At 60.7% G+C, this 18,946-nt stretch carries 19 protein-coding genes; 9 read left to right on the forward strand and 10 right to left on the reverse strand.

Annotated elements, in window-relative coordinates:
• Window positions 1-101: 101 nt before the first annotated feature.
• Window positions 102-476, reverse strand: coding sequence for a DUF4440 domain-containing protein (locus tag J2X71_RS28915; RefSeq protein WP_310387646.1), 375 nt, complete (start codon window positions 474-476; stop codon window positions 102-104).
• A 270-nt stretch (window positions 477-746) separates the two neighbouring features.
• On the opposite strand from J2X71_RS28915, the gene J2X71_RS28920 reads away from it, so the two are divergent.
• Window positions 747-1,496, forward strand: coding sequence for an aminoacyl--tRNA ligase-related protein (locus J2X71_RS28920; RefSeq protein ID WP_310387648.1), 750 nt, complete (start codon window positions 747-749; stop codon window positions 1,494-1,496).
• A 92-nt stretch (window positions 1,497-1,588) separates the two neighbouring features.
• On the opposite strand, the gene J2X71_RS28925 is transcribed toward J2X71_RS28920, so the two are convergent.
• A complete protein-coding gene (locus J2X71_RS28925; protein WP_310387650.1) occupies window positions 1,589-2,005 on the reverse strand; it encodes an NUDIX domain-containing protein in 417 nt (138 codons plus the stop codon).
• A 128-nt stretch (window positions 2,006-2,133) separates the two neighbouring features.
• On the opposite strand from J2X71_RS28925, the gene J2X71_RS28930 reads away from it, so the two are divergent.
• Entirely contained in the window at window positions 2,134-2,616 is a 483-nt protein-coding gene (locus J2X71_RS28930) for an HIT family protein (protein WP_310387652.1), read from the forward strand.
• A complete protein-coding gene (locus J2X71_RS28935) occupies window positions 2,613-3,371 on the forward strand; it encodes an NUDIX hydrolase (RefSeq protein ID WP_310387654.1) in 759 nt (252 codons plus the stop codon). Before J2X71_RS28930 ends, J2X71_RS28935 begins: the two co-directional genes overlap by 4 nt.
• A gap of 49 nt (window positions 3,372-3,420) precedes the next feature.
• Here J2X71_RS28935 and tyrS read toward each other — a convergent pair whose 3' ends face one another.
• Both tyrS and J2X71_RS28945 read right to left on the reverse strand, forming a co-directional pair.
• Window positions 3,421-4,695, reverse strand: coding sequence for a tyrosine--tRNA ligase (gene tyrS / locus J2X71_RS28940; protein ID WP_310387656.1), 1,275 nt, complete (start codon window positions 4,693-4,695; stop codon window positions 3,421-3,423).
• A gap of 194 nt (window positions 4,696-4,889) precedes the next feature.
• Entirely contained in the window at window positions 4,890-5,366 is a 477-nt protein-coding gene (locus J2X71_RS28945) for an NUDIX domain-containing protein (RefSeq protein WP_310387658.1), read from the reverse strand.
• Window positions 5,367-5,445: 79 nt separating this feature from the next.
• Between J2X71_RS28945 and J2X71_RS28950 the strand changes: the two genes are divergently transcribed.
• Complete coding sequence (locus J2X71_RS28950; protein WP_310387661.1) at window positions 5,446-6,258, forward strand: hypothetical protein; 813 nt, start codon at window positions 5,446-5,448, stop codon at window positions 6,256-6,258.
• A 115-nt stretch (window positions 6,259-6,373) separates the two neighbouring features.
• On the opposite strand, the gene J2X71_RS28955 is transcribed toward J2X71_RS28950, so the two are convergent.
• Window positions 6,374-7,747, reverse strand: coding sequence for a class II 3-deoxy-7-phosphoheptulonate synthase (locus tag J2X71_RS28955; RefSeq protein ID WP_113325579.1), 1,374 nt, complete (start codon window positions 7,745-7,747; stop codon window positions 6,374-6,376).
• Window positions 7,748-8,002: 255 nt separating this feature from the next.
• Here J2X71_RS28955 and J2X71_RS28960 point away from each other — a divergent pair, with 255 nt between their 5' ends.
• Complete coding sequence (locus J2X71_RS28960; protein ID WP_310387663.1) at window positions 8,003-9,286, forward strand: pilus assembly protein TadG-related protein; 1,284 nt, start codon at window positions 8,003-8,005, stop codon at window positions 9,284-9,286.
• A 62-nt stretch (window positions 9,287-9,348) separates the two neighbouring features.
• Here the strand turns inward: J2X71_RS28960 and gor are convergent, their stop codons facing one another.
• The 3 genes from gor to rpiA form a co-directional block, all read right to left on the reverse strand.
• Complete coding sequence (gene gor, locus J2X71_RS28965) at window positions 9,349-10,734, reverse strand: glutathione-disulfide reductase (protein ID WP_310387665.1); 1,386 nt, start codon at window positions 10,732-10,734, stop codon at window positions 9,349-9,351.
• A 108-nt stretch (window positions 10,735-10,842) separates the two neighbouring features.
• Complete coding sequence (locus tag J2X71_RS28970; RefSeq protein WP_310387667.1) at window positions 10,843-11,415, reverse strand: DUF2059 domain-containing protein; 573 nt, start codon at window positions 11,413-11,415, stop codon at window positions 10,843-10,845.
• 17 nt (window positions 11,416-11,432) lie between these two features.
• Window positions 11,433-12,131 carry a ribose-5-phosphate isomerase RpiA gene (rpiA, locus tag J2X71_RS28975; RefSeq protein WP_310387669.1) on the reverse strand — a complete coding sequence of 233 codons (699 nt, stop codon included), beginning with the start codon at window positions 12,129-12,131 and terminating at the stop codon, window positions 11,433-11,435.
• Here rpiA and J2X71_RS28980 point away from each other — a divergent pair.
• Window positions 12,081-12,329 (forward strand): hypothetical protein, encoded by a 249-nt coding sequence (locus J2X71_RS28980; RefSeq protein WP_310388032.1) that lies wholly within the window; start codon window positions 12,081-12,083, stop codon window positions 12,327-12,329. The genes rpiA and J2X71_RS28980 overlap by 51 nt on opposite strands.
• Window positions 12,326-13,063 (forward strand): HAD family hydrolase, encoded by a 738-nt coding sequence (locus J2X71_RS28985; RefSeq protein WP_310387671.1) that lies wholly within the window; start codon window positions 12,326-12,328, stop codon window positions 13,061-13,063. The genes J2X71_RS28980 and J2X71_RS28985 overlap by 4 nt, the downstream gene beginning before the upstream one ends.
• A 129-nt stretch (window positions 13,064-13,192) precedes the next feature.
• Here the strand turns inward: J2X71_RS28985 and J2X71_RS28990 are convergent, their stop codons facing one another.
• Window positions 13,193-15,082 carry a murein L,D-transpeptidase gene (locus tag J2X71_RS28990; protein ID WP_310387673.1) on the reverse strand — a complete coding sequence of 630 codons (1,890 nt, stop codon included), beginning with the start codon at window positions 15,080-15,082 and terminating at the stop codon, window positions 13,193-13,195.
• A gap of 90 nt (window positions 15,083-15,172) precedes the next feature.
• Window positions 15,173-15,421 carry a hypothetical protein gene (locus J2X71_RS28995; protein WP_310387676.1) on the reverse strand — a complete coding sequence of 83 codons (249 nt, stop codon included), beginning with the start codon at window positions 15,419-15,421 and terminating at the stop codon, window positions 15,173-15,175.
• A 92-nt stretch (window positions 15,422-15,513) separates the two neighbouring features.
• Here J2X71_RS28995 and fumC point away from each other — a divergent pair, with 92 nt between their 5' ends.
• Both fumC and J2X71_RS29005 read left to right on the forward strand, forming a co-directional pair.
• The gene (gene fumC, locus J2X71_RS29000) at window positions 15,514-16,905 is read left to right on the forward strand and encodes a class II fumarate hydratase (protein ID WP_310387677.1); all 1,392 of its coding nucleotides are present in this window, start codon (window positions 15,514-15,516) and stop codon (window positions 16,903-16,905) included.
• 424 nt (window positions 16,906-17,329) lie between these two features.
• Complete coding sequence (locus tag J2X71_RS29005) at window positions 17,330-18,937, forward strand: fumarate hydratase (RefSeq protein WP_113323466.1); 1,608 nt, start codon at window positions 17,330-17,332, stop codon at window positions 18,935-18,937.
• Window positions 18,938-18,946: the final 9 nt, after the last annotated feature.

An 18,946-nucleotide genomic window follows, 5' to 3' on the forward strand; every position in this document is an offset into this window, starting at 1 on the left:
GGAGAGTGACGTCGGTACAACCGCCAGTCAAATCCAAAGCGCTGATCAAAGGCTTCAGCAAAACTGATGCTTTGGAAGAGGCAGAGCATCATCTCGTCGGCTCAGCCCGCCGGCGTGCCTTGATGGAAGACGATCTTCCAGCCCTCGTCTGTCCGGCGCCAGATGGTCGAATGGCGCGTTACGCGCTGCGGCTCTTCGAGTATGTAGGACAGAAGGAACAGCCCATCCGCCAGCACCGTGATGGTAAAATCCCGGCAGGGCCAATCATGCGGTTCTGGCCCGTTCGCGTAGCGCGCAAGCGATGTTTCGATCGCATAACTGCGCTGATAAACTCTCCCGCTCGCACCGATTTCCCAGAAATTGCTATCGGTCATCCGCTCGAGATCGGCCCGCGACGTGCCGAATTCCCGCCTGTGGAAGATCGGCTCACGGGCAGCAAGTTCTCTAAGAATATGGTCCAGATCCAGATCGCTCATGCCGCCAGAATGCATAAATGGCCCGGGTGCCGCAATGCGAAAAGCCGGTTTGACAAGCCCCCGCCCCGCAAGTACGAAGCTTACCATGAGTTCCAACAGCGCGCCCCTCTCCCGTCTTGACCGCACCTGCCTGCAGGTTGCCGTTCTGCGCGCTTTTGGCGGACGAGGTCTCCGCGTCCAGTCGTGACGTCCGGATGCCCCAGGCGTCCGGCGAACTGCTGGACGTAAAGCCCCCATCATTCTGTTAGGGCTGCCAGGGAGACAGGCACCGTGCTCAATCTTTTCAATGTCAATTCGCTCGTCCACTGGGAGGAGCGTGAAATCAACATGCGCGACCATATGGTCCGCTTCTTCTCCGAGGAAGTGCGAACCTTCCTCCGGTCAGTTAACCCGGCCTGGGATGTCAGACGGGTCGAGGCGCCGGCGCTGACGCCGCGCGCCCTCATCTCGGATGCCTATAGCAATGCCGATATCTGGGTGCAGGAACAGCTTTCCGAAACCGATCCACCGCTCGTACTGCGGCCGGAAACGACGCCCTCTAGCTACGTCTACATGCAGCACATTCTCGGCAATCATTCCAGAACGCGTCTGCCTCTCTGCGTCTGGCAGGCAGGTCGATCCTACCGGCGCGAGCAGGAGCAGCCGACCAAGCACATGCGCCTGAAGGAATTCTGGCAGCTGGAATTCCAATGCGCCTACACCGCCGATAGCGGCAACGATTACCACGCCGCTTCGCTGGAGCCCGTGCGCCGCATGATTGCCTCGCTCATTCCACTGCCGACCCGCATCGTGCCCTCCGACCGCTTGCCTGCCTACTCGCAGACGACAGTCGATGTGGAAGTGGATAACGGCGACAAGTGGATGGAAGTCTGCTCGATCTCCCGCCGCACGGATTTTCCCGAACGCTACAGGACGCAGCCGAAAAAGGGTCCGGCCGTCGAGCACGACGTTCTCGTCCTCGAAATCGCCATCGGCCTTGATCGCTGTGTCTACAACTGGAACTTGGCAACGAGTCTGTAAGCGAATGCGGGCCGGGTCCATTAGGGCATCCGGCTCGCATTTTAAATATAGTTTTATTTATATGTGTTGCCGTGCCTGAACGACGGCCTCGGCTATCGACCCATGTTGCAAGCCAGAGACTGTGCGTGAAGCTCGCGGAAGATCGAACACCATTGCGGGTGCCCCATATCGTGAAGGACCTCGGCCTCACCAGGCGTGACCCATTGCATCGCCGTATGTTCATCACCAAGCAATACAGGCTCTTCGCCCTGCCATTCGCTCACCAGAAAGAGATGGTAGGCGGTAGCTTGTTCGAGGTGCTCGGCGACCTTTCGGAACCGCAACGGGGTCAGGCCGACCTCCTCTTTTGCCTCGCGCACCATTGCCGCCTCGGGGCTTTCGCCGGTTTCAACATGGCCGCCGACCAGATCCCAGCAATCCGGAAAGCGCTCTTTGTGCCTTGCTCGCCGGACCAGCAGAACCCGGCCTTCCCGCCAGAAGATGGCGCATGCAATATCAGTCAAAAACATTTCCCTTCGATGCGTCCCCAATCTGCCTCGACAACAGGCGAAAGTCACTTCCCCTTGCCTTGCCGAAGCTTGTCATCGTCGGCCACAGTGCGAATCCACGCAGGCCCCACGCGATGGAGAAACAGTCCTTGGAAATTCCCGAACAGTTTTATGTATCCGAAACATCAGGCTGGCTGGTGAACCATCGCATCAATTCCGCCCTGCCCGGCTATCTCATGGTCAGTTCGCGAAGCTTTACCAACGAACTCTCGGAACTCTCGCCCGAAGCCCTCGCCGAACTCGGCCCATTACTGGCAGGGGCGCAGACGGCCCTTGGCACGGTGCTCGGCGCAAAACGCGTCTACATCGGCCGCTATGGCCACGCGCCGGGTTACCCTATCCATTTCCACATCATCCCGATCTACGACTGGGTGGAAGATCTCTTCTGGCAGGATGAGCGTTACCGCCTGCTCCAGACCTTCGCCTATGGTCCCGGCGAAACCCCGACTGATGGCGCAGAGCTGACCTTCTTCGTCTGGCGGGAATTCTGCGAGCGGGCCGATCCGCCGCCGATAAAGGGACCATCCGTGACAGAGGCCATCGAATTGCTGAGAAAGATATTGCGCACATGACATTTGCCGACCAGGCATTCACGATACCAGTCGATCATATCCATTGCCGCCTTGCCGGAAGCTTCCACCTCTCCGATCCGGTCGAGGCGCTGCGGAAGGCTGGCTGGGATCGCTTCCTCGCCAGACACCCCGCCGCCTTCGACGGACAGCTTTTGCGCATGGCCGCGCAGCGCATCGAAGACAACAGGCTGACCATCACGGCGCAGAGCACATGCTTTTCCGCCTATGTGGCGACCCGCCATGCCGGCTTTGCCGAGGAGCACCCGCAGGCCGAGCGCGCCGACCCGCTCGGGCTTTCCGTCGTTCTTGTCACCGCAGACCAGCAGGTGATCGTCACCAGGCGAAGCCTCACTGCCGAGCAAAATCCCGGCGCTCTCTATCTGATCGGCGGCTACGCGGAGCCAGCGAAAGGTGAAGAGATCGATCTCTTCGACGAGGCGGCCCGTGAGCTTGCCGAGGAGGTTGCCGTTACCGATATCGCGCGCTCCTCAGCCTTCGCCATCGGTTTCGCCTACGATCCGGTCTACTGCCATCCGGAGCTTTTCCTGATGGCATCAAGCCGCTCTACCGCCGCCGAAATCCTCGACGGCGCCCGCCATGCGCCCGACCGTAACGAGGCAGCCGAACTCTTCGCATCACCGCTGAGTGACATCCTGAACAACGAGGATTTCATGCCCGGCTCCGCCAAAACGTGGAGCTTCCTCAAGGCCCAGGCTTTCCTGCAGCGCCATTTCCGCGCGCGCAATGCCCTGTAACATCGGGGAGCGGTCGCCTACGTGACATAGGCGCCCGCCCCCGATCGCATCACGGTTTCGGCCGCAACAGCACGTGCTTCTTCCGACCGACCGATAGGCGGATGACGCCACCCTCCATATCCGCATAACCGAGCCGCATGGTTTCATCGTCAACGCCGCGGCTGTTGACCCGAACCCCGCCACCAAGGATCAGTCGGCGCGCCTCGCTTTTCGACTTAACAAGCCCGGCGGTCACAAGCGCGTCCGGCAGTGGCAGGCCTTCACGAAGCCCTTCGCCGGTCACCATGACGGTAGGCAGCCCCGCGGCAGCTTCGCCGTCTTCGAACATGCGGCGAGACGTTTCGGAGGCCTCTGCCGCGGCATCTACGCCATGGCAGAGCTGTGTCACCTCATCCGCCAGCACCTTCTTCGCCACGTTGATTTCGGAGCCGCTCGGCATTTCCAGCCGGGCGATCTCGTCAAGCGGCAAGTCGGTGAAGAGCCGCATGAAGCGGCCGACATCAGCATCCTCGGTATTGCGCCAGAATTGCCAGAACTCATAAGGCGAAAGCCGGTCGGCATTCAGCCACACCGCGCCCGCAGCACTCTTGCCCATTTTCGCGCCCGAGGCCGTCGTCAGGAGCGGCGCCGTCAGTCCGAACAGCGTTCGTCCGCCGGCGCGCCGGCCGAATTCCACGCCGCTGAGGATATTGCCCCATTGGTCCGAACCGCCGAGCTGCAGCAGGCAGGCATGCGTTTCGGCAAGCACATGAAAGTCATAGCCCTGCATGACCATGTAGTTGAATTCGAGCAGCGAGAGCGACTGCTCCCGCTCCAGCCGCTGGCGCACGCTTTCGGATGTCAGCATGCGGTTGACGGAAAAATGCGGGCCGACATCGCGCAGGAAATCCAGGTATTTCAGATTGCCCAGCCAATCGGCATTGTTGACCATGAGCGCATCGGTCGGCCCGTCGCCGAAGGTGAGGAACCGTTCGAAGATGCGTCGGATGCCGGCGAGATTGCCGGCGATCTGCTCTTCGCTGAGCAAGGGGCGCGACGTATCGCGAAAGCTCGGATCGCCGAGCCGGGTCGTCGCCCCGCCCATCAGTGCGATCGGCCTGTTACCGGTCTTCTGAAACCAGCGCAGCATCATGATGGGGATGAGATGGCCGACATGCAGGCTGTCGGCCGTCAGATCGAAGCCGTTATAGGCTGTACCGCTCCCGGCACCGAGCCAGCTATCGAGCGCCTCGAGGTCGGTGCATTGCTGGATGAATCCGCGCTCCGAGAGAACACGCAGGAACTCCGACCGGGGTCTGGTGGATGGTTGGAAATTGAGGGTCACAAGGGTCTCCATGGGGGCCAATCAGGCCGGAGACCTTCTGCTGAAACACACGCCGCCGACCGTGCGGCGTTTCGGGTGTCGTAGATGACCGTCGCCGCTCTATGGGAGCAGCGCGTAATACAGGCCGGAAAGGGTCGGTACACGGGTCATGCAGCCTGCATACAGGGCCTGTGACCCGACCACAAGAGGGCTGATCAACGACGCACGGCACTAGGCAAGGCCGGCTGCGCGGCGGCGGCCTCCATCAGATCGAGGATTCCGTCGGGAAAAATGATCTCGGTACTGCCGACCAGTTCCGCGGCCGACCACCAGTGATGATCGGCCATGACTTCCCGCTCCAAATCCGTCCAACCGCTGTCGGAGATCGCGCCGCGTTCGGCGCGCACGGCAAAGAACTGCTCCTCGGCCCACACCGTCTCGCCATCGGTTAGCCGCAGATCGAAGGACCGGCTGCCGATCGATGTTCCCACCTGCTCCGCATGAAGGCCTGTCTCTTCCCGCAGTTCGCGTAGAGCCGCCTCCTCAAACGTTTCCCCGTCCTCGAGCCCGCCGCCCGGTGTCGCCCAATATTGGCTGCCCGCAAGGGCGCCGGAGCTGAAGACGAACTTGAACAGCAGGACGCAGTCGAACTGGTCGAGCAGAAGCAGCCGCGCAGACGGACGTGTTCGCATCAAACTTACCCTCTTGTGTCATCACTCATCAGAATGGCAATGGAAGATAATCGCAACTCACGTTGCAAAAAAACATCAGATGCTTCGTTTCGCCTTCCGCTTCGCAATCGTCGTCTTTTTGACCCTGCTCACCCAGATCGGCGGTATCGCTTATCTTGCGGGCCTTGTGGTTGCACGCCTCTGTGGCGTGGGCAGATTTGTGCCGAGGCTTGCAATCTTTCTACTCGTCTATACCAGCCTGATATTCGCCACCAGCATCGTTGCACCGATCTTCGGGCGTGTTCCCCTGTCGTGTCTGGCAAATGCTTCGGAAAAGCTCGTCATCCGCTCACCGATCTACTGCGCCCTCGGTCGCAACTATGTGACGCCACGCCTGCGCGATCTGGCCCATGCCCTGGCCGATCATATGGAAAAGGAATTTCCCGGCACCACGACCATCGCGCTGGATGCCAACTTCCCGTTCCTGACGGGCTTTCCCCTGCTGCCGCACCTGTCGCATACCGATGGCAGGAAGCTCGACTTCGCCTATTACTACAAAGATGCCAGCGGCAACGTCCTCGATGGCATCACTCGCTCGCCGATCGGCTATTTCGCCTTCGAGCAGCCCGCCGATGGCGAGGAGCAGCCATGCAAAGGATGGAATGACTGGCTGACCGGGCGATGGGATCTGGATGTGCTGCAGCCGTTGTTTCCGGACTATCGGCTTGAGGAGCAGCGGATGGTTGCCGCGATCAATTGGCTGACCACTGAGGGCGTGAGCCGGTTCGGAGTGGAGAAGGTATTTCTTGAACCGCATATGAAGAATGCGCTCGGTATTGTCGACGATCATGTGCGTTTTCAGGGATGCCGGGCGGCGCGCCACGACGACCATCTTGATGTTCAGGTGCGGTGATGCCCTCTCCTCCCTCATCCGTGAGCACTGATATGAGGGAGTATGAGGTGTGCCGATCCACAAACAAAAAAGCCCGGCGCAAGGCCGGGCTTTCAAACTCTATCGGCTACTCGCCTTAAGCGTTGGCAGCCATCCGCTTCTCATCCCGGCCGCCCTTCATGCGCTCGGCCAGCAGGAATGCCAGCTCCAGTGCCTGGTCGGCGTTGAGGCGCGGGTCGCAATGGGTGTGGTAGCGGTCCTGCAGGTCCTCGGCCGTCACGGCGCGGGCGCCGCCGGTGCATTCGGTCACGTCCTTGCCGGTCATCTCGATGTGGATGCCGCCCGGATGCGTGCCTTCGGCGCGGTGGATCTGGAAGAAGCTTTCGACTTCCGAGAGGATCCGCTCGAAGGGGCGCGTCTTGTAGCTGTTGAGCGTGATCGTGTTGCCGTGCATCGGGTCGCAGGACCAGACGACCTTCTTGCCCTCACGTTCGACGGCGCGGATGAGCTTCGGCAGGCTGTCGGCCACCTTGTCGTGGCCGAAGCGGCAGATCAGCGTCAGGCGTCCGGCTTCGTTGGCAGGGTTCAGCGCATCGATCAGTTCGATCAGGTTGTCAGGCTGCAGCGACGGGCCGCACTTGAGACCGATTGGGTTCTTGATGCCGCGGAAATATTCCACATGCGCATGGTCGAGCTGGCGTGTGCGGTCGCCGATCCAGATCATATGGCCTGACGTCGCGTACCAGTCGCCGGAGGTGGAGTCGACGCGGGTCAGCGCTTCTTCATAGCCAAGCAGCAGCGCTTCGTGGCTGGTGAAGAAATCGGTCTCGCGCAGGCTCGGATTATTGTCCGGGGTGATGCCGATCGCCTTCATGAAATCCATGGTTTCGCTGATGCGGTCGGCAAGCTTGCGGTAGCGCTCGCCCTGCGGGCTGTCCTTGACGAAGCCGAGCATCCACTTGTGCACGTTGTCGAGATTGGCATAGCCGCCCATCGCGAAGGCGCGCAGCAGGTTCAGCGTCGCGGCCGACTGGCGGTAGGCGTCGAGCTGGCGCTCCGGGCTCGGGATACGGGATTCCGGCGTGAATTCGATACCGTTGACGATATCGCCGCGATAGCTCGGCAGCGACACGCCGTTCTGCGTTTCCATCGGCGCCGAACGCGGCTTGGCGAACTGGCCGGCAATACGGCCGACCTTGACCACCGGCAGTTGGGCGCCAAAAGTCAGCACGACGGCCATCTGCAGGAAGGCGCGGAAGAAGTCGCGGATGTTGTCGGCGCCATGCTCCAGGAAGCTCTCGGCGCAGTCGCCGCCCTGCAGCAGGAAGGCATTGCCTTCGGCCACATTGGCAAGCGCGCTCTTCAGGCGGCGGGCTTCCCCGGCAAAAACGAGCGGCGGATAGGTGGAAAGCACGGCTTCCGTCGCGGCCAGCGCAGCCGCGTCAGGATATTCCGGAACCTGCTGGATTGGCTTGCTCCGCCAGCTGCTCGGGGTCCAATTCTGTGCCATGTCACTCATCTGCTTCCCCATCCAGTTTGCCCCGGATGCCTGCCCGTTAAAGAATGCGGCGGCTTATAAACCTTTCGGCTCCCCTTGCCTAGCGCATTCGGCGCCCCGGGAGAGTTTCGATCGGCGGCTCGCAGCGTCACTCTGGCTGCGCCAATATGACGGTGAAACTGGCGTTAAGGCTATATATACCATGCTATTTTCCGGCTAATTTAGATTTCGAATGTACAGAATACCCTAATAAAATAGGGGTTCAGCATGGGTATCCTTTCGTCCGGTTTCCTTTCGGACCGGTCCGGCAATTTCGGCATCATGACGGCACTGCTGATGGTGCCGCTGGTCGGCTCTGCCGGTCTGGCGCTGGACTATGCCCATGCGCTTAGCCTGCGCACCCAGCTCTATGCCGCCGCTGATGCCGCAGCCGTCGGCGCCGTTTCCGAAAAATCGGATGCGGTGGCAGCCGCCATGACCATGAAGGGCAACGGCACCATCTCCGTTGCCAAGACGGATGCCCGCAGCATCTTCTTTTCACAGATGTCCGGTGAACTGACCTCGGTGCCTGTAGAGCTCAGCATCGATGTCACCAAGACGGCAAACAAGATCAATTCGTTCGTCTCCTTCAGCGCCTCCGTGCCCACCACCTTCATGCATGTCCTCGGCCAGGACTCGATCACCATATCGGGCACGGCGACGGCGGAATATCAGACCGCCTCCTTCATGGATTTCTACATCCTGCTCGATAATACGCCTTCCATGGGCGTCGCCGCGACCCCGACCGATGTTTCCAAGCTGGAGGCCAAGACCGGCTGCGCCTTTGCCTGCCACCAGATGGACAAGAGCGTCAACAATTATACGATTGCCAAGGACCTCGGCGTCGCCATGCGCATCGACGTAGTGCGCAAGGCAACCCAGGCGCTGACCGATACGGCCAAGACCGAGCGCGTCAGCGCCGACCAGTTCCGCATGGGCGTCTACACGTTCGGCACCAAGGCCGAGGATGCCAAGCTGACGACGATATCGAGCCTCACCTCGGACCTGACGGCGGTAAAGAACTATACCAACGCCGTCGATCTGATGACCATTCCCAAGCAGAACTACAATCAGGACCAGCTCACCAGCTTCGACAGCGCCATGACGCAGATGAACACGATCATCGACCCGGCCGGCGACGGAACGTCGAACGTCAACCCGGAAAAGATCCTGTTCTTCGTGTCGGATGGCGTCGGCGACAGCTACAAGCCCTCGACATGCACCAAGAAGACGACCGGCGGCCGCTGCCAGGAACCGATCGATACGTCTTTCTGCAAGCCGCTGAAGGATCGCGGCGTCAAGATCGCCGTGCTCTACACCACCTACCTGCCGCTGCCGAGCAACAACTGGTACAATGACTGGATCAGGCCTTTCCAGAGCGAGATCCCCTCGCGCATGGCCGCCTGCGCCTCACCCGGCCTTTATTTCGAGGTGTCGCCGACCGAAGGCATTGCCGATGCAATGAAGGCGCTGTTCCTGAAGGTCATCCGCGCGCCGCGGCTAACCAGCTAACCACTCTCGCCTGCCGCTCGTGCGGCAGGCATCATTTCATGAGAACAGATCAGACACCCAGATTAAACGCGCTGTCCGTCACGGATGCGGTAGCTCGGCGCATACATGGTCACCAGCTCTTCGGCGGCCGTCGGATGCAGCGCCATGGTGCGATCGAAATCGTCCTTGGTGCAGCCGGCCTTCAGCGTGATGCCGAGAAGCTGCGCCATCTCGCCGGCGTCATGACCGAGGATATGGGCGCCGATGACCTTGCGGCTTGCGGCATCGACGATCAGCTTCATGATCATCTTTTCGGCCCGGCCGGAGAGTGTGGCCTTCAGCGGCCGGAACTGGGCGCGGTAGACCTCCAGCTCCTTGTAGCGCTTGCCCGCCTCTTCCTCGGAAAGGCCGACCGTGCCGATCTCCGGCTGCGAGAAGACGGCGGTCGGGATCAGGTCGTAATCCGGCTTAGTCGGGTTGTTCTTGTATTCCGTCTCGATAAAGCACATGGCCTCATGGATCGCCACCGGAGTCAACTGTACCCGGTCAGTGACATCGCCGAGCGCATAGATGTTCTCGACATTGGTACGCGAATAATCGTCGACGATGATGGCGCCGCGCTCGTTCAGCGCAACACCCGCCTTTTCGAGCCCGAGCCCTTTGGTATTCGGATCGCGGCCGAGCGCCAGCATGACGACACCGGCATTGAGCGTGCCGTTCTTCAGCGTCTCGATGACGAGGCCGTCTTCGCCCTTCGTCACCTTCTGCATCACGTCCTGGCAGAGGATGCGGATGCCCTTGGCAACCATCGCCTCATGCAGTCCGCGGCGCAGGTCCTCATCGAAGCGCGAGAGGATCTCGGTGCCGCGATAGATCAGCGTCGTCTCGACGCCGAGCCCGTGGAAGATATTCGCAAATTCGACAGCGATGTAGCCGCCGCCGGCAATCAGAATCGATTTCGGCAGCTCTTCCAGATGGAAAGCCTCGTTGGAGGAAACGCAGAGCTCGTGGCCGGGCAGCGCCTCATGCGGGTTCGGCCTGCCGCCGGTTGCAATCACGATGGTCTTGGCGGTGACCGTTTCGCCGGTCTTCAGAAGCCTGATCGTGTGCGCATCGACGAGTTCGGCGCGCGTCTCCAGGATCTCGGCATTGGCGCCGGCAAGTCCCTTCTTGTAGAGCCCTTCCAGTCGCGCGATCTCGCCATCCTTGGCGGCAATCAGCTTCTTCCAGTCGAACGAGCTTTCGCCGACCGTCCAGCCGAAGCCGGCAGCATCCTCGAAATGCTCGTGGAACTGCGAGGCGTAAACGAAGAGCTTCTTCGGCACGCAGCCGCGGATCACGCAGGTGCCGCCATAGCGGTATTCCTCGGCGATCGCCACCTTCTTGCCGAGCGAGGCCGTGACGCGCGCGCTGCGCACGCCACCAGAACCGCCGCCGATGACGAAGAGGTCGTAGTCGAAGGAAGGCATGATGATCTCCGGAGGGAATCGCTGGATGGGTGGTTCACATATAGGAGGGAGGATTAGAAAAACAAAAGCCCGGACGATGCCGGGCTTTTGCGAAAGGTGAAGGCGGCCTTACGGCTTGGCCGGTGCCGGTGCTGCGGCCGGAGCCGGCGTCGCCGGGCTGTCGGTCGCCGGCGGCGGAGCCTTGATGACCTTGGAGAGCTGGACATTGCTCTGCTTTTCGAGGTCGCGGGAAATGCCCTGCGCCCAGATGTCGGCAGCCTTGGCGGTTTCGCGCGAGGCAACCGGGCCGTCGCGCAGCAGCTTCTTGCCGACGTCGGAATTGTAGAAGTCGGCGATCGCCTTCAGCTCTTCGACCGAGAAGGCCTTTGCATAGGTCAGAGCCGCTTCCTTTTCGAGGTCGGCACGGCGCGGTGCCAGAGCCAGCGCCTGCGCATCGACGGTCGCGGAGATGACATCCTGATAGTTCGGCGAATCCTGGATGAGGCCGGCCTTCAGACGCTCGGCCAGACCCGGCAGGATGTTGTCATACTGGGTGGTTGCGCCGATGGCGTCCATGGCTGCGCGGGCAGCCTTCAGCTGCTCTTCGGACACTTCCTGCGCTCTTGCGGCAGAGCCGAAGGCAAGCCCGGAAAGAACGATGGTCGCAGCGGCAAGACGGCCAAGACCTGCAATGTTCATCATGAGTTTCTATGCTCCTGTTATCTGTTTGCCTGCAGCGTGCGGGCGCCTGCAGGACCGGCAATGATCGCAAGCGCCGCCATGTTGATGAAAAGCCCGTGCTCCACGACACCGGGTATGGAATTCAGTTCCCTCGAAAGCGCCTCTGCATCAGGAATGCGGCCAAAAGATGCATCGATGATGTGATGTCCGCCATCAGTGGTAAACTCTCCGTCACCGGACTGACGCAACGTCAGTTCGCCGGAGAGACCAAGGCGCGAGGCGGTCCTTTCGATCGCGATGCGCGTCGAAACGAGACCGAATGGATTGACTTCGATCGGCAGCGCGAAGGCGCCGAGCGTCTGCACCAGCTTGCTTTCGTCGGCAATGACGATCATCCGAGTCGAGGCTGCAGCGACGATCTTTTCGCGCAACAGCGCACCGCCGCCACCCTTGATGAGCCGCAAGCCCGCATCGACTTCGTCGGCGCCGTCGATGGTGAGATCGAGCTGTGGCAGCTCATCCAGCGATTTCAGGGGAACGCCGAGTTCGACGCAGAGCCGCGCGGTGCGCTCGGACGTCGGAACGCCCTCCACCTTGAAACCGGCTGCAACCCTTTCGGCGAGCAGACGGACGAATTCTTCCGCCGTGCTTCCCGTCCCGATTCCGAGGCGCATGCCGTACTCAACATGGACAAGCGCGGCCTCAGCGGCCTTGATCTTCATTTCGCGGGCATCCATGCGCCGCCAGCTCCTGATATTGCGTTGGATGTGCTGTTTACACGGCTCGTATTGCAAACGAAAGCCAAAATCATCGTCCTGCGATTGAAAGCCACGCGTTTCGGCTGCGACTTTTCTATCAGCCGTCCTGGCGTTGCTTTTCGCCTGTTCATCGCCTACTCCCGGATGATCCTACCCCGCAAAGAGGCATCACTTTGACCCCCGCTCCCGAAAATGCCCGCCAAGCTCTTCCCCAGAATAGGGCCCTTGTTGTCTTCGATCTCGACGGTACGCTGCTCGACACCCATGTCGATCTGGTCGAAAGCCTGAACTACACGATCGCAGCGCTCAATCTTAAGCCCGTCACCTATGACGACCTGACGCACCTGGTCGGCCAGGGCGCCCGTGTGATGATCGAGCGCGCCTGCAAGCTGCAGGGCCGCCCGATCTCGCAGGAAGAGCTGCCGGCACTGGTGGAGCGTTTCGTGGCCCATTATAGCGCAAACATGCCGGGCCATACCGAGCCCTACCCCGGTCTCGTCGCCGCGATGGATAGCCTGAAGGCATCGGGCTATGCGCTCGCCGTCTGCACCAACAAGATGGAAGGGCTCGCGACCGTACTCCTGGAGAAGCTCGGGCTGACGCATTATTTCGACGCGATCACCGGCGGTGATACGTTTGAATACCGCAAGCCCGACGCGCGGCATCTGACCGGCACGATTGAACGCGCCGGCGGCGATGTTGCCCGCGCCGTGATGATCGGTGACAGTGTCAATGATATTGCGGTGGCGAGGAATGCCGGTGTGCCGGCGATCGCCGTACCCTTCGGCTATTCGGATGTGCCGGTGTCGAGCCTCGATCCTGACGTGATCATCACGCATTTCGATGAACTGACGCCGGAACTGGTGGAGAGTCTGCTGAACGGTTCTGCGGCGAAGGTTGCTATTGTCTGAGGGTTGGCGATCGGGTTGATGCATCTGCAGTCACGACCCCTCTCCTCATATTTCCCGTAGGCAAACACCCAAAAACAAAACGGGCGACCCAAAGACCGCCCGTTCAAATTACCAGTCAAACGCTTGGCGTCAGATCTGCGCCTCACGCGACTTCGTCGTCACATCGAATGCCTTGTCGACATAGGCATCGCGGCCATAGACGTCGTCGAAATACTCGATCACGCCATCCTTGTTCGGCCATGCCGTGAAATAGGACACATAGACCGGGATCTTCTGCGGCACCTTCACGGCATGGTTCTGGCCGGTAGCAATCTGCTTCGCCACATCATCCACCGTCGTGCCGAGAACGGCGGCCGCCATGGCGCGCGGGTCCGCCAGGCGCACGCAGCCGTGGCTCAGCGCACGCATGTCACGCTTGAAGAAGCTCTTCGAGGGCGTGTCGTGCATGTAGATGGCATGGCTGTTCGGGAACAGGATCTTCAGTTCACCCAGCGCATTGTCGCTGCTCGGCGGCTGGCGGACCGAGATGTTCTGCGTCGAGCCATACCAGTCGACGCTGGAAGACGGAACGGCACGGCCGCCGACTTCGACCTCGTAGCCCATCTGGTCCAGATAGTTCGGGTCGGAGCGCAGCTTCGGCAGCATCTCGTTGATGATGATCGACTGCGGCACGCCCCAGAACGGGTTGAACTCGACCGTCTCGATTTCATCGTCGAAGAAATAGGTCTGGTTGTTCTTGCCGCCGACGACGGTGCGCATCGCAAGCTGCTGCTTGGAGTCGTTATAGTAATAGGCCATGAAGGCCGGCTGGTTGATCATTACATAGCGCGGGCCGAGATCATCAGGCAACCAGCGCGACTGCTCCATTGCAACGACGAGCTTGTCGATCTTGGAGCCGTTGCTGTCGCCGCCGGTCATGGTGCGCACGGTCGCCTGGCCGATGACGCCATCGGGCTTCAGGCCATGTTCCTTCTGGAAGTCCTCGACCAGTGACACGATCTCGGGCGAATAGTCGCTGCTGCCGGTATAGGCCGAGAAGGTGGCCGCATGCGCGGTCTTCAGCTCTTCCGAACCATTCTTCTGGATCGCCTTGACGATGTTGGCGACTTCCGGCGAGCTGTCGCCCGGGCGCAGCAGGGAAGTAAGCGAAATGGTGATCGGCGCTTCATTGCCACCGTCGACGGCGCGCAGCTTGGCGAGCTCGGCCTTCAGCGCCAGGAACTGCGTGCTGTCGGGGTTGCGGCTGTTGAGATAGGCAGCGACGTCAGGGCTCATGCGAGAGAGCTTCAGCACCGGATCGAGCTTGACGACCTTGCGCTGAAAATCATGATAACCGGAGAGCTTGTTGGGGTCGACGCGGCCGCGCGTGGTGTCCTGCACATAGGCGAGAACCTTGGAGGAAAGCGCCAGTTCGAATTGCGTCAGCGCCCGGTCGCGGACATCGGGATCCGGATTGGCTGGATCGATGGTCGGTTCGGACACGGCATAATCGGCCGGATCGAGGCCGACGCTTGCAGCATCGGCGAGCACGCTAAGGGCCGCCTTGCCGTGATCATTAATGCCATCGCTGGAAACCCAGACCAGCGGGTTCTTGCCGTCACCGTAATAGGCCTGCAGGGCTTTGGCGATATCGGCATTGGCGCGAACCTTGGCTTCCGTCAGGAAGTGGCGCTGTGGAGCACCGTCGGTCGTGGCCGAGCCGGAGACGTCGGCGACTGCGCCGGTGACGACAGGATCGGCAAACTTCGTCGTATCGACGAGCTGCAGCGTTTCAGCCTTGTAGGTGTAGTAGCGCGGGCTGGAAACCTTCGGCATCGCGGCTTCCGGATCGATATCGCCGCCAAGGCCGTTACGATTGCCGCGAACCGGAGCCGAAGGATCCATGATGATCGTGCTCTGGCCGCTTCTTGCCCGGTCGCCGCGGAGCATGTCCATCAGCGTATAGGCATGCGCAGGAACCGCGCCCATCACACAGGAAAGTGCCAATGCGGAAACCGCGCTTTTCAAAACGAATTTCATCTTGTTTTCCAGTCCCAGTACCATGCTGTTGTCGAGCAAAAAGGCTCTGATCAATTCTTCCAGAAATTCCCGGCAGCTGCGGCCCATTCATCAGAAATCGGACTGCGCCGCCAGCGCTTTCAGGCTCAACTTTGTGTGACGGGGTCGAACGCAAGCGCCGTGCAGCAGTTCACACAAAATTATGAAATTATTAGTTAATTTTTTACCGAATTTTCCACCAGGAGAAAGGGCGCTTTCTGCCACTCTTTGCATTAATTTCCCGGCGTGGCCGAAAAAACACGGCCTTACAGCGCCTGAATGGCGATGCAAAACTTGAGATCCGTCTTCAATATTTCGCATAACCTCCGGTTTTCTTGGAAAGCTTTCCACCCTATAAGTCCCTCATCTTCAAAGACTGCTCTTAACAGCATGTGACAGGAAGGCACGAAGCCATGAGTTCCACCCGCACCGAAACCGATACATTTGGCCCGATCGAAGTCGCCAGCGACCGTTACTGGGGCGCGCAGGCGCAGCGTTCTCTCGGCAATTTCAAGATCGGTTGGGAAAAGCAGCCGCTCTCGATCGTGCGTGCGCTCGGCATCGTCAAGCAGGCGGCGGCGCGTGCCAACATGGCGCTCGGCCAGCTCGATTCCAACATCGGCAAGTCCATCGTGGATGCCGCCCAGGAAGTGATCGACGGCAAGCTGAACGACCATTTCCCGCTGGTCGTCTGGCAGACCGGTTCCGGCACACAGTCCAACATGAACGCCAATGAGGTGATCTCCAATCGTGCCATAGAAATGCTCGGCGGTGTCATGGGTTCCAAGAAGCCGGTGCACCCGAACGATCACGTTAATATGAGCCAGTCGTCGAACGATACCTACCCAACGGCCATGCACATCGCCTGCGCCGAACAGGTCGCCCATCACCTACTGCCTTCGCTGAAGCACCTGCATGCCGCCCTCGACATGAAGGTCACCGAGTTCAGCCACATCATCAAGATCGGCCGCACGCACACGCAGGATGCGACGCCGCTGACGCTAGGCCAGGAGTTTTCCGGCTACGCCGCGCAGGTGGGCTCCGCCATCAAGCGTATCGAAATGACCCTGCCCGGCCTCTGCGAACTCGCCCAGGGCGGCACCGCCGTCGGCACCGGCCTGAATGCGCCGGTCGGGTTCGCTGAGAAGGTTGCCGAAGAGATCGCCGAAATCACCCACATGCCTTTCGTGACCGCGCCGAACAAGTTCGAGGCGCTCGCCTCGCATGATTCGATGGTCTTCGCCCATGGCGCGATCAATGCGGCGGCGGCCGCTCTCTTCAAGATCGCCAACGACATCCGCCTTCTCGGCTCCGGCCCGCGCGCCGGCCTCGGCGAACTGGCCCTGCCCGAAAACGAGCCCGGCTCCTCGATCATGCCCGGCAAGGTGAACCCGACCCAGTGCGAGGCGCTCACACAAGTCTGCATCCATGTCTTCGGCAACCACGCGGCCCTCACCTTTGCCGACAGCCAGGGCCATTTCGAGCTCAACGTCTACAATCCGATGATGGCCTATAACTTCCTGCAGTCGGTGCAGCTTCTCGGCGATGCAGCCGTCTCCTTCACCGACAATTGCGTCGTCGGCATCGAGGCCCGCGAAGACAATATCAAGGCCGGCCTCGAACGCTCGCTGATGCTGGTGACCGCCCTTGCCCCCAAGATCGGCTACGATGCCGCCGCCAAGATCGCCAAGACGGCACACAAGAATGGTACGACGCTGAAGGAAGAGGCGCTGGCGAGTGGGCTGGTGACGTCGGAAGAGTATGACGCGATCGTGCGGCCGGAGACGATGATCAGTCCGAAGTGATTGGGTTGGTTTGAAGCATGAAAGGGCCGGCTTAGCCGGCCTTTTCTATTTGGGGAACGCGGCAAAGACACTTGCCTTATCTGCTGCCGTAGAGGCTCGGCGTCTCCCTCTCCTCCCTCATCCCTGTGCTTGTCACAGGGATCCAGCCGGCTTGCGTCTGCAAGCCGAAAAGACTCTTAAACAACAGAACCGGCACAATCCGGGTCTCAACGATGCGCTATATTTCGGCATAACTTGAGGTGCCGTAGGGCTGGGAGTCCCGCGCCGCGTGGACACGCGGCTGCTGGATCCCTGTGACAAGCACAGGGATGAGGGGGGAGGAGACGCGTCATTTTTGCCGCTAATCCCCCGCCCTCGCCAATTGATTTTGCCATCCACCAGTTTTAGACCGGTTCCAAACTATCCCACCAGAAAGGTCACTTCGATGGCTGACGATCTCTTCCCCCTCGGCGCCGACACCACCCCTTACCGCAAGATCAGCAGCGACTATGTCTCGGTCGACAGCTTCAAGGGTCAGGAGATTCTGACGGTCGACCCTGAGGGCATCCGCCTGCTCGCCGAAACCGCCTTCGCCGACATCAACCATCTGCTGCGCCCCGGCCATCTGAAGCAGCTCGCCTCGATCCTCGACGATCCGGAAGCGACCGACAATGACCGTTTCGTGGCCTATGACCTCCTGAAGAATGCCAATATCGCCGCCGGCGGCGTGCTGCCCATGTGCCAGGATACGGGCACGGCGATCATCATGGGCAAGAAGGGTCGCCGTGTGTGGACCGAAGGCGGCGATACGGCGGCGCTCTCGAAGGGCGTGCTCGACGCTTATGAAAAGAAGAACCTGCGCTATTCGCAGCTCGCCCCCATCAAGATGTTCGAGGAGAAGAACACCAAGAACAATCTGCCGGCGCAGATCGATATCTATGAGGAAGGCACCGATAGCTACGACTTCCTCTTCGTCGCCAAGGGCGGCGGCTCGGCCAACAAGACCTTTCTCTTCCAGGGCACGCCCTCGCTCCTGTCGCATGACCGCATGCTGGACTTCCTCAAGGAGAAGATCCTCACGTTAGGTACGGCAGCCTGTCCCCCCTACCATCTGGCGATCGTCATCGGCGGCACCTCGGCCGAGATGAACCTGAAGACCGTCAAGCTCGCCTCCACCCGCTACCTCGACGAACTGCCGACCGAAGGCTCCGAAAACGGCCATGCCTTCCGCGACATCGAGATGGAAAAGGAGATCCACAAGCTGACGCAGAGCCTCGGTGTCGGCGCCCAGTTCGGCGGCAAGTATTTCTGTCATGACGTGCGCGTCATCCGCCTGCCCCGCCACGGCGCCTCGCTGCCGATCGGCCTCGGCGTTTCCTGTTCCGCCGATCGCCAGGCCAAGGGCAAGATCACCCGCGACGGCATCTTCATCGAGCAGCTGGAAACCGATCCGTCCAAGTACATGCCCGATATCGACGAGGCGAAGCTCTCCGAATCCGTCGTGCGTGTCGATCTGAACCAGCCGATGGCCGATATTCTCGCCGAACTTTCCAAGCATCCGGTCAAGACGCGCCTGTCGCTATCGGGCACGATCATCGTCGCCCGCGATCTCGCCCATGCAAAGATCCGCGAACGGCTCGAAAAGGGCGAAGGCATGCCGGACTATATGAAGAATCACCCGGTCTATTATGCCGGCCCGGCCAAGACGCCCGCCGGTTACGCGTCCGGCTCCTTCGGCCCGACCACCGCCGGCCGCATGGATTCCTATGTCGACCAGTTCCAGTCCTTCGGCGGCTCGATGGTGATGCTCGCCAAGGGCAACCGTTCGCGCGCCGTGCGCGAAGCCTGCAAGAAGCATCAGGGCTTCTATCTCGGTTCCATCGGCGGCCCGGCCGCCCGCCTGGCGCAGGACTGCATCCGCAAGGTCGATGTGCTGGAATATCCCGAACTCGGCATGGAAGCCGTCTGGAAGATAGAGGTGGAAGACTTCCCGGCCTTCATCGTCATCGACGACAAGGGCAACGACTTCTTCCAGGAGCTGAACCTCGGCTGAGACTTGGGG

The sequence above is a fragment of the Rhizobium sp. 1399 genome (genome assembly GCF_031455475.1).
In the GTDB taxonomy this organism is placed as follows: Bacteria; Pseudomonadota; Alphaproteobacteria; order Rhizobiales; family Rhizobiaceae; genus Rhizobium.